Genomic DNA, 14,560 nt, shown 5'->3' with positions numbered 1-14,560 from the left:
AATTCAGTACTCATGAATAATCAACCTTCAGCCGCACCTTCTTGCGCGCTATCGTCACGGGTTCGGGGCAACGAAGCCCGATTGCGTCCAGCTCGTGGGTCGCATTGCAGAATACAGTACTCATGAATAATCAACCTTCAGCCGCACTTTTTTACGCACCATCATGACAGGTTCGGGACAACGAAGCCCGATTGCGTCCAACTCGTGAGTCGCGTCGCAGAATAAAGCACTCATCAATAATCAACCTTCAACCAAATCAGCTGCCAATGATACTCACGGCGAAAAAATAATCAAACGACCTGGGCTGTCAACAGCATATGTAACCAAAGTGTTATCCGGCCCTACCCACACCCCGCCGTATGAGTAATATAAAAATTGAACCATATTCAACAAGGAGGTGTGAATATGCAGGTCTCCTACGGCAGATTACAAGCCTACGCAGGCATGGGGTTCTTGTCGTTCGCCATGATAGTGCTGGGCAGCCCGATCGGTAATACCGGTACTTGGTTCGGCTCCATGGTGATGATAGGGCTGGGGCTCTGGATCGAGCTCAGTGACTACTACGACGAGGATGAGGACGAGAACGATCCCTCCTGAGAGCCTGGCTCTCGGCACTCAAAGGCGGACGATGTCCGCCTTTGTCATTTCTGCTCCGCGCCTGAACGGGTCGAGCGCATGGCGCGTTCCAGCTGCTGCGCCGTCTGCTCGGGGTTGGCCCTGGCGTCGTTGAAGAAGCTGCTCAGCACATCCATGATCCCCTGGCGCATGTTGGTGGGCACCGCCATCCCCTCCGCCATGCTGGGCAGCAGGTTGTCCTGTTGCTCGGCGTGGAGGAAATCCTGATAGGAGCGGATGGCGCAGCGATCGAACTTGCTCATGTCCGGCTTGATGAGCGCCGGGATGGAGCCCTTCACCCGGTTGAACTCCTCCTGAAAGCGCGGCGTCATCAACAGCCTGGCCAGCTCGCCCTGGGCCTGCAACTGGGCGGGATCCCGCTGCTTGAACATGGCGATGGAGTCGAGGTTGTAGCTGAACAGTCCCTGGCTGCCCGGGCTTGGCAGGCACTCGATATCCTCGCCGGGGCGGTAGTTGCCGGCGCTCAGCTCCCCTTTCACCCAGTCCCCCATCACCTGCATGGCGGCGCCGCCGCTCTCCAGCAGGTTGGTGGCCTGGTGCCACTTCAGGCCGGCGTATTTCTCGGGCACATAAGCGCGCAACTGCTGGAAGCGGGTCAGCACCCGCACCATGTCGGGGCCGGTCAGGGTGGCGCTGTCCTGTTCGAGGAAGGCCTTGCGATAGAAGGTCTTGCCCCCTTCGCCGAGGGCCACCGTTTCGAACAGCACCGCGATTTGCCAGGGTTCATTGCCGATGGCGAGGGGGGTGATGCCCTGCTCCTTGAGCTTGTCCGCCACCGCCACGAACTTAGCCCAGTCGGTGGGGGGCTTGAGCCCCTGTCGCTCGAATACCTTGCGGTTGAGCCACAGCCAGTTGACCCGGTGGATGCCGGTGGGAACCGCCATCAGGGCGCCGTTCTGGCTGAGGGTATCGCGCACCATGGGGGGCAGCTGAGGGTACCAGCCGAGGTGCTCGGCCATGGGGGTGAGATCGCGCAGAAAGCCCAGGCTGCCCCACTCGTGCAGCTCGAACCCCTTGAGGTGGGCCGCCTCCGGCGGGTTGGCCGCCAGGGCCCGGCTCTTGAGCACCGTCATGGCGCTCTTGCCGCCGCCCCCCTGTACCGCGAAGTCGTTCCACTGGTTGCCCTGCTCGGCCCACTCGGACTTGAGCACTTCCACGGCCCTGGCCTCGCCGCCGGAAGTCCACCAGTGCAACACCTCCACCTGGGAGGCGCCGACGGGCAGGGAGAGCAGGGCGATGACAGAAAAAGACAACCACTTCATACATTACTGCCTTGGTAGGGAGAGGGTGGCCTGCAGGCCGCCCTGGGGGCGATTTTCCAGCACCAGGTCGCCGCCGTGGGCGTGGGCTATGTTGCGGGCGATGCCAAGGCCCAGCCCGGTGCCGGCGGCATCGGTGCTGAGGCGGTAGTAGGGCTCGAAGATGCGCTCGAACTGATCGTCCGGCAGACCGGGCCCCTCGTCCATGATGAAGAGGATCAGCATCTCCTCGTCATCCATGATGATGATGCGCACCTTCTGGCCGTACTTGATGCCGTTGTCCACCAGGTTGCCGATGCAGCGCTTGAGGGCCAGCAGCTTGCCGCGATAGGGCCACTTGCAGTGCCCCTCGATGGTGAGCAGATCCTCGTGCAGGTTCATGGCCTCCGCCATCTGCTCCAGCAGGGCGTTGACGTCGATCTGCTCGAGGTTCTCGTGAATGTCCGTCTCTTTGACCGTCTGCAGCGCCCCTTTGACCATCAGCTCCAGCTCGTCCAGGTCCTTGTTGAACTTGGCGATCTGCACCTCGTCGTCCAGCAGTTCGACCCGCAATCGCAGCCGGGTGATGGGGGTCTTGAGGTCGTGGGAGATGGAGCTGAAGAGGCGCTCCCGATCGTCGATGAAGCGGCGAATGCGCTGCTGCATGATGTTGAAGGCGCGGGTCGCCGCCACGATTTCGGAGGCACCCTCCTCCTTGAGGGACGGCTGGTCGATGTCCTTGCCGAGGTTGACCGCCGCCTTGGCGAGGCGACGCAGGGGGCGGGTCTGCCAGCGCACCAGCATGAAGGTGAAGAAGCAGAGGAAGACCGTCATCAGGGCGATGAAACGCACCTGGTTGCTCGGCATCACGGTGTCATCCAGCGTCATGTAGGGGGCGGGCAGCAGGGCCGCCAGATAGAGCCACTCCCCCGGTTCTATCTCGATCTGGGTCACCAGCACCGGCGGATTGATGGGCTCCAGGGACAGGGTGTAGCGGGCCCAGGAGGAGGGGAGATCCGCCAGCAGGGTGTCGTTGTTGAAGACGTGCAGCTCCTCGGGGCGGGAGAAATCCACCTTGATCGCCATGGCGTCGGAGAGTTTGCGGCTGAGCACCTCCTGCACCTCTTTGAGCACCAGCGTCTTGCGCTCGCTGTCGGGGATGGCGCTGATGTGGATCTCTTCCTCGTTCAGGGAGACGAAGAAGCGGCTGCCCCCCATGTTGCGCAGCTGATCCAGGGCGATGTGGCGGTATTGCAGGGGCAGGGACTTGAAGAAGTTGACGGTGGAAGCCGCCGACAGCGCCAGGTTGCGGGTGGTGCTGAGCATGCCCTCCAGCTCCCGCTTCTGGATCTGCTGCATCCAGATGCCGGTGAGGATGGTCTGGGAGAGCAGGATGGCGAGCAGCAACAGCAGCAGCATCCGCGACAGCAGGGAGCGGGGCACCAAGGCCCGCCAGAACTTCTGCCCCGTCATGGCAGCGTGTGTCTCTTGTCGATCAGCATGGGGTGCTTACCTCTGTGCCTTGCCATTGCCCCGTGATGGGTCTCTCTTCTGCCCGTTCAAGGTCTCGCCGTAGCGTCTGTCTGCTACGGGATCTCGTGGACTTCGGCGATCAGCATGTAGCCGCTGCCGCGAATGGTCTTGATGATGCGAGGGCTCTTGCCGTTGTCACCCAGCTTCTGGCGCAGGCGGCTGATCTGCACATCGATGCCGCGCTCCATGGGCAGGCTCTCGCGACCGCGGGTGGCGTCCGAGATGGTATCCCGGTCCAGGACCACGCCGGGCTGTTGCAGGAACATGCCGAGCAGCAGGGCATCGCTGCCGGAGAGATCCAGCAGGCTGCCATCTTCGTGGGTCAGCTGGTGGCTCAGGGTGTCCAGGGTCCACTCGGCGAAGCGCAGCCGACGGCTCGGTTCCTTTTCTTTCTCCGGCTGGCGGAATTCGGCGCGGCGCAGCAGCGCCTTGATGCGGGCCTGCAGTTCGCGCGGGCTGAACGGCTTGGCGATGTAGTCGTCGGCGCCAAGTTCCAGACCGATCACCCGATCCGCTTCGTCGGAGGCGGCGGTCAGCATGATGATGGGTACCTGGGAGTCGCGGCGTATCTGCTGGCAGAGGGTAAAGCCGTCGTCGCCGGGCATCATGATGTCCAGAATGATGAGGTCCGGGCTGTGCTGGGCCAGTTGTTGGCGCATCTCGTTCCCTTCGGCCGCGGTCAGTACCTCGAAACCAGCCCGGGTCAGGTACTCGTTGAGCAGCTCGCGGATCTCCCGATCGTCGTCGACGATAAGCAGTTGTTTGCTCGTTGACATATGTATGTGCATCCACCCATTTTTTTGTGCAGATTGAACCTGTCGAGGGAGTAAAAAGCAAGCAAGCCCCCCCTCTAATGTGAAGTTATGGGCAATATAGCCTCAGGATTGGCCCCGATCGCGGGAAAAGAATAAAAAAGGCCGACCCAAACGGGCCGGCCAACACGCAGATTCCGACGGCAGGAGCGCACCCCGTGTGGCGCGTTCCACAGACTCGACAGCAGGGTCGGCAGGCCGACCCGGTATTCGTGATGGGGCCGCTGTGCCGGGAAGCAGGGCCGCCTTCTGTCTGTTGTTGCCGCCCCGAGGCGGCGTCCCTGACCGGTGAGCGGTCAGGAGTGATTCACTTACACCCGTTCGAACACGGTGGCGATGCCCTGACCCAGGCCGATGCACATGGTGGCGACTCCCAGGGTGGCGTCCTTCTCTTCCATCAGGTTGATCAGGGTGGTGGAGATGCGGGCACCGGAGCAGCCGAGCGGGTGACCCAGGGCGATGGCGCCACCGTTGAGGTTCACCTTCTCGTCCACCAGGTCTTGCAGACCCAGATCCTTCACGCAGGGGAGGGACTGGGCGGCAAACGCCTCGTTCAGCTCGAAGAGGTCGATGTCGCCGACGGTCAGCCCGGCTCGCTTGAGCGCTTTCTGGGTGGCCGGCACCGGGCCGTAACCCATGATGGCGGCGTCACAGCCGGCGATGGCCATGGCGCGCACCCTGGCGCGGGGCGTGAGGCCGAGGGCCTTTGCACGGTCCGCACTCATCACCAGCATGGCGGCGGCGCCATCGGACAGGGCCGAGGAGGTGCCGGCGGTGACGGTACCGTTGACCGGGTCGAACACCGGGCGCAGCTGGCTCAGCGTCTCGACCGTGGTCTCGGGGCGGATCACCTCGTCATAGTCGTAGAAGAAGCGGGCGCCGCTGGCGTCGTGCCCTTCCAGCCCGACGATCTCCTTGGCAAAACGCCCTTCCACGGTGGCGGCGTGGGCACGGCGGTGGGAGCGGGCGGCAAACTCGTCCTGCTGCGATCGGCTGATGCCGTGCAGCTTGCCGAGCATCTCGGCGGTCAGCCCCATCATGCCGGAGGCTTTCGCCACCGACTTGGCCATGCCGGGGTGGAAGTCGACGCCGTGGCTCATGGGCACGTGACCCATGTGCTCAACGCCACCGATGATGAAGATGTCGCCGTCACCCACCTGAATGGCACGGGAGGCGTCATGCAGTGCCTGCATGCTGGAGCCGCACAGGCGGTTGACGGTAACCGCCCCCACCTGCTTGGGAATGCCGGCCAGCAGCGCGGCGTTGCGGGCGATGTTGAAGCCCTGCTCCAGGGTCTGCTGCACGCAGCCCCAGTAGATGTCCTCGATCTCGTTCGGGTCGAGGTTGGGGTTGCGCAGCAGGATGGATTTCATCAGGTGCGCGGACAAGTCTTCTGCACGCACGTTGCGGAAGGCGCCGCCCTTGGACCGGCCCATCGGGGTCCGGATACAGTCGACAATGACTACGTCTTTCATGAATGGATCTCCTTTCCGCAATCAGTAGAAGGTGTTGCCCTGGGCGGCCATCTCACGCAAGCGGTCGCTGACGCGGTAGAGCGGGCCCAAGTCGGCATACTGGTCGGCCATGGCCACGTAGCGATCCAGACCGATAGTGTCCAGATAGCGGAACACGCCGCCGCGGAAGGGAGGGAAGCCCAGACCGTAGACCAGCGCGATGTCGGCTTCGGCTGGCGTGGCGACTATGCCCTCTTCCAGGCAGAGCACCACCTCGTTGATCATCGGGATCATCATGCGGGCGATGATGGCGTCCTTGTCAAAGTCCTGCTTCGGCTTGGCGATGGGGGCCAGCAGCTCGTAGCTGGCTGCGTCGGCCACCTTCTTCGGCTTGCCCTTCTTGTCCTGCTCGTAGGCGTAGAAGCCCTTGCCGTTCTTCTGACCGAAGCGGCTGGCGTCATACATTACGTCGATGGCGGTACGACCTTCCTTGCTCATGCGCGCCGGGAAGCCTTGCGCCATCACGTCACCGGCGTGGTGGCCGGTGTCGATGCCGACCACATCCAGCAGGTAGGCAGGGCCCATGGGCCAGCCGAACTCCTTCTCCATCACCTTGTCGACGGCGGCGAAGTCGGCGCCATCGGCGACCAGCTTGTTGAAGCCGAAGAAGTAGGGGAACAGCACGCGGTTCACGAAGAAGCCGGGGCAGTCATTGACCACGACCGGGGACTTGCCCATGGCGGCGGCGTAGGCCACCACGCGGTTGATGGTTTCATCGGAAGTTTGCTCGCCGCGGATGATCTCCACCAGTGGCATGCGGTGCACCGGGTTGAAGAAGTGCATGCCGCAGAAATTCTCGGGGCGCTTCAGTCCCTTGGCCAGCAGGGAGATGGGGATGGTGGAGGTGTTGCTGGCGAGCACGGCGTCTTCGCCGATGATCCCTTCCACTTCACTCAGCACGGCCGCCTTCACTTTCGGGTTCTCGACCACGGCTTCGACCACCACGTCCACATGCTTGACGTTGTCATAGCTGAGGGTCGGCGTGATGGCGGAGAGCACCTGGCCCATCTTGATGCCGTCGATGCGACCGCGCTCGAGCTGGCCGTTGAGCAGCTTGGTGGCCTCATTCATGCCAAGTGCCAGCGCCTTCTCGTTGATGTCCTTCATCACCGCCGGGATGCCTTTGCTGGCAGACTGGTAGGCGATGCCGCCCCCCATGATGCCGGCACCCAGCACGGCGGCATGGCCGGTGGCCTTGTTTGCCTGCTTGGCGGCCTTCTTGGCCAGCGCCTTGATGTGTTGATCGTTCAAGAAGATACCGACCAGCGCCTTGGCCACGTCGGTTTTCGCCAGCTTGATGAAGGTGGCGGCCTCGGCGGCCAGCGCTTCATCACGGCCCATGCCGGCGGCGGCTTCCACCGTCTTCACGGCGGCCATGGGGGCCGGATAGTGTTTGCCCGCCACGGCGGCAACCATGCCGGCGGCGGTGGTGAAGCTCATCATGGCTTCCAGTTTGGAGAGGCGCAGCGGGGCCTTCTTGGCGGCACGGCGGCCCTGCCAGTCCAGCTTGCCCTTGACCGCGTCCTTGATCATCTGCACGGCGGCGCTGTGCAGCGCGTCCGGGGCGACCACGGCGTCGATGGCGCCCACCTTGAGGGCGTCATCGGCACGGTAATCCTTGCCGGTGGTGATCCACTCCAGCGCGTTGTCGGCACCGATCACCCGCGGCAGACGGACAGTGCCGCCAAAGCCCGGCATGATGCCGAGCTTGGTCTCGGGCAGGCCGATTTTGGCGCTGGTATCAGCCAGGCGGAAATCGGTGGAGAGAATAGTCTCGCAGCCGCCACCCAGGGCGTGGCCCTTGATGGCAGACAGGGTCGGCACCGGCAGATCTTCGATGGCGTTGAAGATGTCGTTGGCCTTTTTCAGCCAGCCGAGCAGGTCTTCTTGCGGCAGATCGAACAGTTCCAGGAATTCGGTGATGTCGGCGCCGACAATGAAAGCGTCTTTGCCGGAGGTGAGGATCAGACCCTTCAAATCGGCTTGTTGCTGTAATGCGGCGATCGCTTCGCTCAGGGAGAGCAGGGTAGCGCGATCCAGCTTGTTGACTGAACCCGGGGCATCGAACCTCAGCTCGGCAATGCCGTCTTCGAGGTAGCTGACCGTCAGGGTTTCGCCTTGGTAGATCATGAGAGTGTCTCCTTGTTCCCACTCTGTGGGGAATGGTGCTCCTTTATCCCCAGCAGGGGGCGAGGCTCACTATTGATCCAAAAGGAGACATTTTCAACACCTATTTAAAACATTTGTTTAACAGTTATCGAGTAAAAGCTCTTCATCACAAAACGGGCAAAAAAGAGGCGCCTTGCGGCGCCTCCGATGGAGATGAGCGTGGTATCAGCTAGCCAGTTCCGGCCGATTGCGATACTGGTTCAAGACCTCGGGATCGGCGAGGGCGTGGGTGTTGTTGACGGGGCGGTTGTGCACCACTTCCCGCACCGCCAGCTCCACTATCTTGCCGGACTTGGTGCGTGGGATGGCATCCACCTGCAGGATGCGGGCAGGCACATGACGGGCGGTGCAGTGCCGCTTGATCTGCTGGCAAATCCGCTCACGCAGTCCGTCGTCCAGCTTGCAACCCGCCTTGAGCTTGACGAACAGCACCACCCGCTCGTCCTGTTTCCATTGCTGGCCGATGACGATGCTCTCTTCCACCTCGTCGAGTTGTTCCACATAGCGGTAGATCTCGCTGGTGCCGATGCGCACGCCGCCCGGGTTGAGGGTCGCGTCGGAGCGGCCGTAGAACAGGATGCCGCCAGTCGGGGTCAGCTCGATCCAGTCCCCGTGGCACCAGATGTTGTCGAACCGCTCGAAGTAGGCGGCGTGGTATTTGTCGCCGTTCTCATCACCCCAGAAGTAGATGGGCTGGGCCGGGAACGGCTTGGTGCAGACCAACTCGCCCTTTTCCCCCAGCACCGGCTGGCCCGCCTCGTTGAATACCTGCACCGCGAGACCGAGGCCGCGCCCCTGGCTCTCGCCGCGATAGACGGGGCTCAAGGGGTTGCCGATGACGAAGCAGGAGCAGATGTCGGTGCCGCCAGAGATGGAGCTGAGCTGCACATTCTGCTTTATCTGCTGGTAAACGTAGTCAAACCCCTCCGGCGACAGCACGGATCCGGTGCTGCAGATGAGGCGCAGGGCAGGCAGGTCGTGGGTATTGATGGGGGCATAACCCTGTTTGTGCAGCGCATCGAGATACTTGGCCGAGGTGCCGAACAGGGCGACCTCTTCGTCCCGTGCCAGATCCCACAGCACGTTGCCATCCGGGTAGAAGGGGGAACCATCGTAGAGCACCAGGGTGGCGCCGGAGGCGAGGGCGCTCACCAGCCAGTTCCACATCATCCAGCCACAGGTGGTGAAGTAGAAGATGCGCTCCCCCGGCTTGATGTCGCAGTGCAACTGGTGCTCTTTCAGGTGTTGCAGCAGGGTGCCGCCGATGCCGTGCACGATGCACTTGGGTTTGCCGGTGGTGCCGGAGGAGTAGAGGATATAGAGCGGGTCGTTGAAGGCCATGGGCTCGAAGGCGAGCTGGGCATCATGCTGGCTTGCCAGCAGTTGCTGCCAGTCGTGACCAAGCTGCCGCGGGTTGCCGAGCAGAGGGATCAGCACCGTCTGCTCTATGCTGTCGAGCTGACCGACGACGCTGGCCACTTTGTCCTGAATGTCGATGGCCTTGCCGCCGTAGCGGTAGCCATCCACCGCGAACAGCACCCTGGGACGGGTCTGACCGAAGCGCTCCACCACGCTGGCCTCGCCAAAATCGGGGCTGGTGGAGGTCCAGATCGCGCCGAGGCTGGTGGTTGCCAGCATGGCTACCACGGTTTCCGGGATATTGGGCAGGTAGGCTGCGACCACATCACCTCGGCCTATGCCCTGGCTGCGAAGCCAGTGGGCCAGGCGGGCGACCTGATCTGCCAGCTCATGCCAGCTCAGGGTCCGGCTTGGGCCCCCTTCGATGCGGGAGATGATGGCCGGGCTCTCATCCTGACGGCGCAGCAGGTTCTCGGCGAAGTTGAGCTGGCTGTCGGGGAACCAGCGGGCGCGCTGCATATCCTGGCGGTTCTCCGCCACAATGTTGCCAAGCTCGCCCTTGACGCCGCAGTGCTGCCACACCAGGGGCCAGAAGCGGGTGGTCTTCTCCACCGACCATTGATACAGGTCGGCATAGCTGCGCAGTTGCAGACCATGGAAGTGATTGACCTCGGCCATGAACTGGTGGAGGTTGGAGTGCTGCATCCTGTCCTGATCCGGTGTCCACAGACAAAGGTTTTGCATGAGTCGTTCCTGACGGCTGATATCTACTGTCTGTGGGCAGTGTATTGAATTGTTCTTTGTTTGTTAATTGTCTGTTTTATCTTCATAACAAAAAGCCTGTAACCTATGCGTTACCTCACGAAGCGAAAGCCGGGTGGCTCGAGCCTTGATTCGCTTGATGTTATGCTGAAGTCACATTCGCCCGGAGCAGGACGCCATGAGCAGTTACAGCCAACTTTTTGCCCAGCATCTCGACACCCTTCAGCAGCGTACCCGCGACATCCTGCAACAACAGGGTCTTGGCGGTCTCGCCATCCACTCCGGCCAGACTCATCGCATCTTTCTCGATGACCAGGATTATCCCTTCAAGGTGAATCCCCAGTTCAAGGCCTGGTTGCCGGTGCTGGACAACCCTCACTGCTGGTTGCTGGTGGACGGGGTGAACAAGCCGGTGCTGCTGTTCTACCGGCCGGTGGACTTCTGGCACAAGGTGGCGGAGTTGCCCAACGCCTTCTGGGTCGATTTCTTCGACATTCGCTTCCTGACTCGCCCGGAGCAGGTTGCCGATCACCTGCCGGCCAACAAGCAGGAGTGGGCCTATCTGGGCGGCCATCTGGAAGTGGCCGAGCTGCTGGGACTGGGCCAGCCCAATCCGGAGGCGGTCCTCAACTACCTGCACTACCACCGTGCCTACAAGACGCCCTATGAGCTGGAATGTCTTCGCGATGCCAACCGCATCGGCGTGCGCGGCCACATCGCAGCCAAGGACTCCTTCATGGCGGGGGCGAGCGAGTTCGAGATCAACCTGGCCTACATGAAGGCGGTCGGACAGGGGGCCAATGAGGCGCCCTACGGCAACATTGTTGCCATCAACCGCAATGCGGCCATCCTGCACTACACCCATCTCTCCACCCAGCGGGTGCCGGATGCGGAGCGTTACTCCTTCCTCATCGATGCCGGCGTGGACGTGCACGGTTATGCCTCCGACATTACCCGGACCTGGGCCTGGCGCCGCGGTGAGTTCGCCGATCTGATCGCAGCGCTGGATGCACAGCAACAGGAGATCATCGACGAGATCAAGCCGGGCCGCCGCTACAGCGAGCTGCACCTGCAGATGCACCACAGGCTGGCGCGCCTGCTGCAAGCCACCGAACTGGTAGACATGTCGGTGGATGAGATGATCCACACCGGGGTGACCAATGTCTTCTTCCCCCACGGTCTCGGCCACTTCCTCGGCCTGCAGGTACACGATGCCGGCGGCTTCATGCAGGATGAGCGCGGCACTCACCTGGCGGCCCCCGAGCAGTTCCCCTATCTGCGCTGCACCCGGGTGATGGAAGTGGGCCAGGTGTTCACCATAGAGCCGGGTCTCTACTTCATCGACAGCCTGCTGGAGCCGCTGCGCCAGGGTGAGCAGGGCAAGCGGGTCAACTGGAACAAGGTGGAGGCGCTGCGTCCCTATGGTGGTATTCGCATCGAGGACAACGTGGTGCTGCATGCCAACGGGGTGGAGAACCTGACCAGACAAGCAGGGCTCTGATGGCGACGGATTACCCCATACCGGCAGCCCCGCTGGAGGTGAGCGAAGAGATCAAGAAGAGCCGCTTCATTACCTACATCGCCCATACTCCGACCGTCGAGGCCGCCAAGGCCTGGATAGACGAGATCAAACAGCAACACCCGGGAGCCCGGCATCACTGCTGGGCTTTTGTCGCCGGCGCCCCCCAAGACAGCCAGGTTTATGGTTTCAGTGATGATGGCGAACCCTCGGGCACGGCGGGCAAGCCCATGCTGGCCCAGTTGATGGGGGCTGGTCTGGGTGAAGTCGCCGCCGTGGTGGTGCGCTATTACGGTGGCGTGCTGCTGGGGACCGGTGGCCTGGTCAAGGCCTATGGTGGTGGTGTGGGGGCAGCACTCAAGCAACTTGAAACCTGTATCAAGCGTCAGCTGACCTCTTCCGTGATCCAGTGTGACTACACCGACATGGGGGCCGTGGAGTCACTCATCTCTGTCCATCAAGGGCAGTTGCTGGTGGCCGATTATGGTGCCAGCGTCACCCTTCAGGTAGCGTGGGAGTCTGCGCTCTGGGCCCGTATCGCACAGGAATTGACCGACCGGACCCAGGGTCGGGTATCCCTTCGTCCCTTAGATGGCTAGAATCCATCGCTCTTTTAGTCTGAAGAGGGAGCCGGAATGCAGATTCTGAGCATCATTCGTATCGTCGGTCTGCTGGTTGCCCTGTTCAGCTCGACCATGCTGCTGCCCGCGATGGTCGCTTTTGGGTATCGTGATGGCGGTGGTACCGAGTTCGTCAACTCCTTCGTCATAGCCCTCCTGCTCGGCCTCCTGCTCTGGTTTCCCAACCGCCATCAGAAAAAGGAACTCAGGTCCAAGGAAGGCTTCCTCATCGTGGTGCTGTTCTGGGTGGTGCTGGGGAGCGTGGGTGCCGTCCCCTTCATCATGAGCGACACGCCTGACATGTCGGTCTCGGAGGCATTTTTCGAGTCGTTTTCCGGCCTGACTACCACGGGCGCAACGGTGCTGACCGGGCTGGACAATCTGCCCAAGGCGTTTCTCTTCTACCGCCAGCTGCTGCAATGGCTCGGTGGCATGGGGATCATCGTGCTGGCGGTGGCCGTGCTGCCACTTCTGGGTATCGGGGGTATGCAGCTCTATCGCGCCGAGATCCCGGGGCCCGTCAAGGACAACAAGGTGACCCCGCGCATCGCCGAGACGGCCAAGGCGCTCTGGTTCATCTATCTGTTGCTGACCTCCCTCTGCGCTCTCGCGTACTGGATGGCGGGAATGACGTTGTTCGATGCCATCTGCCACTCCTTCTCCACCTTGTCGGTTGGGGGGTTCTCGACCCACGACGCCAGCATCGGTTTCTTCGACAGCCCGGCCATCAACCTGATCACAGTGGTGTTCCTGTTGCTGGCGAGCGTCAACTTCGCGCTTCACTTCATGGTATTTGCCCACAAGCCGGTGCGCGTGAGCAGCTATCTGCGGGACTCGGAGCTCAAAGTGTTTCTGAGCATCCAGTGCGTGCTGGTGTTGATCTGTTTCGTCTCTCTGCTGTTCCACGGTCATTACGCCACCTGGCAGGAGGCGCTCAACCACGGTCTGTTCCAGGCGGTGTCGCTGGGCACGACCACGGGGTACAGCACCACCAGCTATGCGGATTGGCCCTCCTTCCTGCCCATGCTGTTGATGTTCTCTGCCTTCATCGGCTGTTGTGCCGGCAGTACCGGGGGGGGCATCAAGGTGATGCGTTTCATGATCCTGTTCCTGCAGGGGATGCGTGAACTCAAACGGCTGGTGCATCCGCGGGCCATTTACACCCTGAAGCTGGGACGCCGCGCCGTACCGGAACGGATCGTGGAAGCGGTCTGGGGCTACTTTGCCACCTACATCATTCTGTTCTTCATCTTCATGCTGTTGCTGCTGATGACGGGGCTGAACGAAGTGACGGCCTTCTCCGCCGTGGCTGCGGCATTCACCAACGTGGGGCCGGGTCTGGGGGAGGTGTCGGCCAACTTCGGCAATATCTCGGCCACTGCACAGTGGATATTGATCGTGGCCATGTTGTTTGGTCGATTGGAAATCTTCACACTTCTGGTACTGTTTACTCCTGCATTCTGGCGTAGTTGAGGTTGGTATGGACAAGATTTTGGTGCTTTATTCTTCCCGGGACGGGCAAACGCGGAAAATCGTGGATGTCATGCTGGAGGAAATATCAGGATGCGAAGTGGTGATGCACGACCTGCACACCCTGCCCATGTGCAACCTCAGCAAGTATGCCAAGGTGTTGATTGGCGCTTCCATTCGCTACGGTAACTTCCACCCCAGCCTGCTCAGCTTCATACACGCACATCATGAACAGCTGGAAGTAGCCAATGCGGCGTTCTTCTGCGTGAACCTGACGGCACGCAAGCCCGAGAAGCAGACGCCGCAGACCAACGCCTACATGAAGAAGTTTCTGCGCCTCTCTCCCTGGAAGCCCAAAACTTTGGGGGTGTTTGCCGGGGCATTGCAGTACTCCCGTTACAACTGGTGGCAGACCCGCATCATCCAGTTGATCATGAAGATCACCGGGGGCAGCACGGATACCAGCAAGGATCTGGAATTCACCGACTGGGACAAGGTGCGCGGCTTTGCCCGTGAGTTTTGGTCAAAAAAGTAACAGTGACGTCATTCAAAGCGGCCAGAGCCCTGCGTAAGCAGGGCTTTTTGTTTGATAAGTAGGCGTTCGAGCCACAAATCGGTAAAAAGGACTATTTTTCGCAAAATAGCCCTTGTCATCACGGCGCGGCTCCCTATAATGCGCCCCTACCAGCACGGCGGAACACGCCAACCTGATGAGCCAGCTTCCTTAGGAAGTGGGCGCCGAAAGAAAAGCGAAAACAACCGCTTGACTTTCGAAGTGAGGGGCGTAAGATGCGCCTCCTCAACGCGATAAGCGTGACGCTCTTTAACAATTTGAATCAAGCAATCTGTGTGGGCACTCACAGCATCGAGCATCAAAAACAATTTTTGATTTTCAATGTCTGATGAAGTGACCAAAGCAACTTTTAGT

General features: G+C 61.3%; 12 protein-coding genes and 1 pseudogene. 5 read left to right on the top strand and 8 right to left on the bottom strand.

What is annotated here, in order from left to right:
* Positions 1 to 138: 138 nt before the first annotated feature.
* Positions 139 to 234 (bottom strand): annotated as a pseudogene (locus tag J9889_RS16735) (sulfurtransferase TusA); the annotation flags it as partial.
* A 171-nt stretch (positions 235 to 405) separates the two neighbouring features.
* Between J9889_RS16735 and J9889_RS16730 the strand changes: the two are divergent.
* Positions 406 to 597, top strand: a complete 192-nt coding sequence (locus J9889_RS16730) for a hypothetical protein (RefSeq protein WP_010672410.1) — start codon at positions 406 to 408, stop codon at positions 595 to 597.
* A 44-nt stretch (positions 598 to 641) separates the two neighbouring features.
* Here J9889_RS16730 and J9889_RS16725 read toward each other — a convergent pair whose 3' ends face one another.
* From J9889_RS16725 to J9889_RS16700, 6 genes are all read right to left on the bottom strand, one after another.
* Positions 642 to 1,898: an ABC transporter substrate-binding protein gene (locus tag J9889_RS16725; protein ID WP_210557408.1), complete on the bottom strand. Its 1,257-nt coding sequence runs from the start codon at positions 1,896 to 1,898 to the stop codon at positions 642 to 644.
* A gap of 3 nt (positions 1,899 to 1,901) precedes the next feature.
* Positions 1,902 to 3,347, bottom strand: coding sequence for an ATP-binding protein (locus J9889_RS16720; RefSeq protein WP_010672412.1), 1,446 nt, complete (start codon positions 3,345 to 3,347; stop codon positions 1,902 to 1,904).
* A 113-nt stretch (positions 3,348 to 3,460) separates the two neighbouring features.
* Complete coding sequence (locus tag J9889_RS16715) at positions 3,461 to 4,183, bottom strand: response regulator transcription factor (protein ID WP_010672413.1); 723 nt, start codon at positions 4,181 to 4,183, stop codon at positions 3,461 to 3,463.
* A 347-nt stretch (positions 4,184 to 4,530) separates the two neighbouring features.
* Positions 4,531 to 5,715, bottom strand: coding sequence for an acetyl-CoA C-acyltransferase FadA (fadA, locus tag J9889_RS16710; protein WP_210557406.1), 1,185 nt, complete (start codon positions 5,713 to 5,715; stop codon positions 4,531 to 4,533).
* Positions 5,716 to 7,863 carry a fatty acid oxidation complex subunit alpha FadB gene (fadB, locus tag J9889_RS16705; protein WP_210557404.1) on the bottom strand — a complete coding sequence of 716 codons (2,148 nt, stop codon included), beginning with the start codon at positions 7,861 to 7,863 and terminating at the stop codon, positions 5,716 to 5,718.
* 204 nt (positions 7,864 to 8,067) lie between these two features.
* Positions 8,068 to 10,005, bottom strand: a complete 1,938-nt coding sequence (locus J9889_RS16700) for an acetoacetate--CoA ligase (protein WP_210557402.1) — start codon at positions 10,003 to 10,005, stop codon at positions 8,068 to 8,070.
* Between the two features lie 196 nt (positions 10,006 to 10,201).
* Here J9889_RS16700 and pepQ point away from each other — a divergent pair, with 196 nt between their 5' ends.
* The 4 genes from pepQ to hemG are packed head-to-tail and all read left to right on the top strand — an operon-like array spanning position 10,202 to position 14,167.
* On the top strand, positions 10,202 to 11,524 hold the full coding sequence (gene pepQ, locus J9889_RS16695) for a Xaa-Pro dipeptidase (protein ID WP_167826483.1): 1,323 nt from the start codon (positions 10,202 to 10,204) through the stop codon (positions 11,522 to 11,524).
* Positions 11,524 to 12,141: a YigZ family protein gene (locus J9889_RS16690; RefSeq protein ID WP_041212013.1), complete on the top strand. Its 618-nt coding sequence runs from the start codon at positions 11,524 to 11,526 to the stop codon at positions 12,139 to 12,141. Before pepQ ends, J9889_RS16690 begins: the two co-directional genes overlap by 1 nt.
* Positions 12,142 to 12,177: 36 nt before the next feature.
* Positions 12,178 to 13,635: a TrkH family potassium uptake protein gene (locus tag J9889_RS16685; RefSeq protein WP_052814712.1), complete on the top strand. Its 1,458-nt coding sequence runs from the start codon at positions 12,178 to 12,180 to the stop codon at positions 13,633 to 13,635.
* 7 nt (positions 13,636 to 13,642) lie between these two features.
* The gene (gene hemG / locus J9889_RS16680) at positions 13,643 to 14,167 is read left to right on the top strand and encodes a menaquinone-dependent protoporphyrinogen IX dehydrogenase (protein WP_029313439.1); all 525 of its coding nucleotides are present in this window, start codon (positions 13,643 to 13,645) and stop codon (positions 14,165 to 14,167) included.
* Positions 14,168 to 14,313: 146 nt separating this feature from the next.
* On the opposite strand, the gene J9889_RS16675 is transcribed toward hemG, so the two are convergent.
* Positions 14,314 to 14,560 (bottom strand): hypothetical protein (locus J9889_RS16675; protein WP_210557399.1); only part of this gene is annotated, 247 nt, incomplete at its 5' end.

Origin of the sequence: Aeromonas sp. PrichA-15, from assembly GCF_017939245.1 — a bacterium.
GTDB lineage: Bacteria > Pseudomonadota > Gammaproteobacteria > Enterobacterales > Aeromonadaceae > Aeromonas > Aeromonas caviae.
This window is presented reverse-complemented; position numbering and strand designations above follow the sequence as displayed.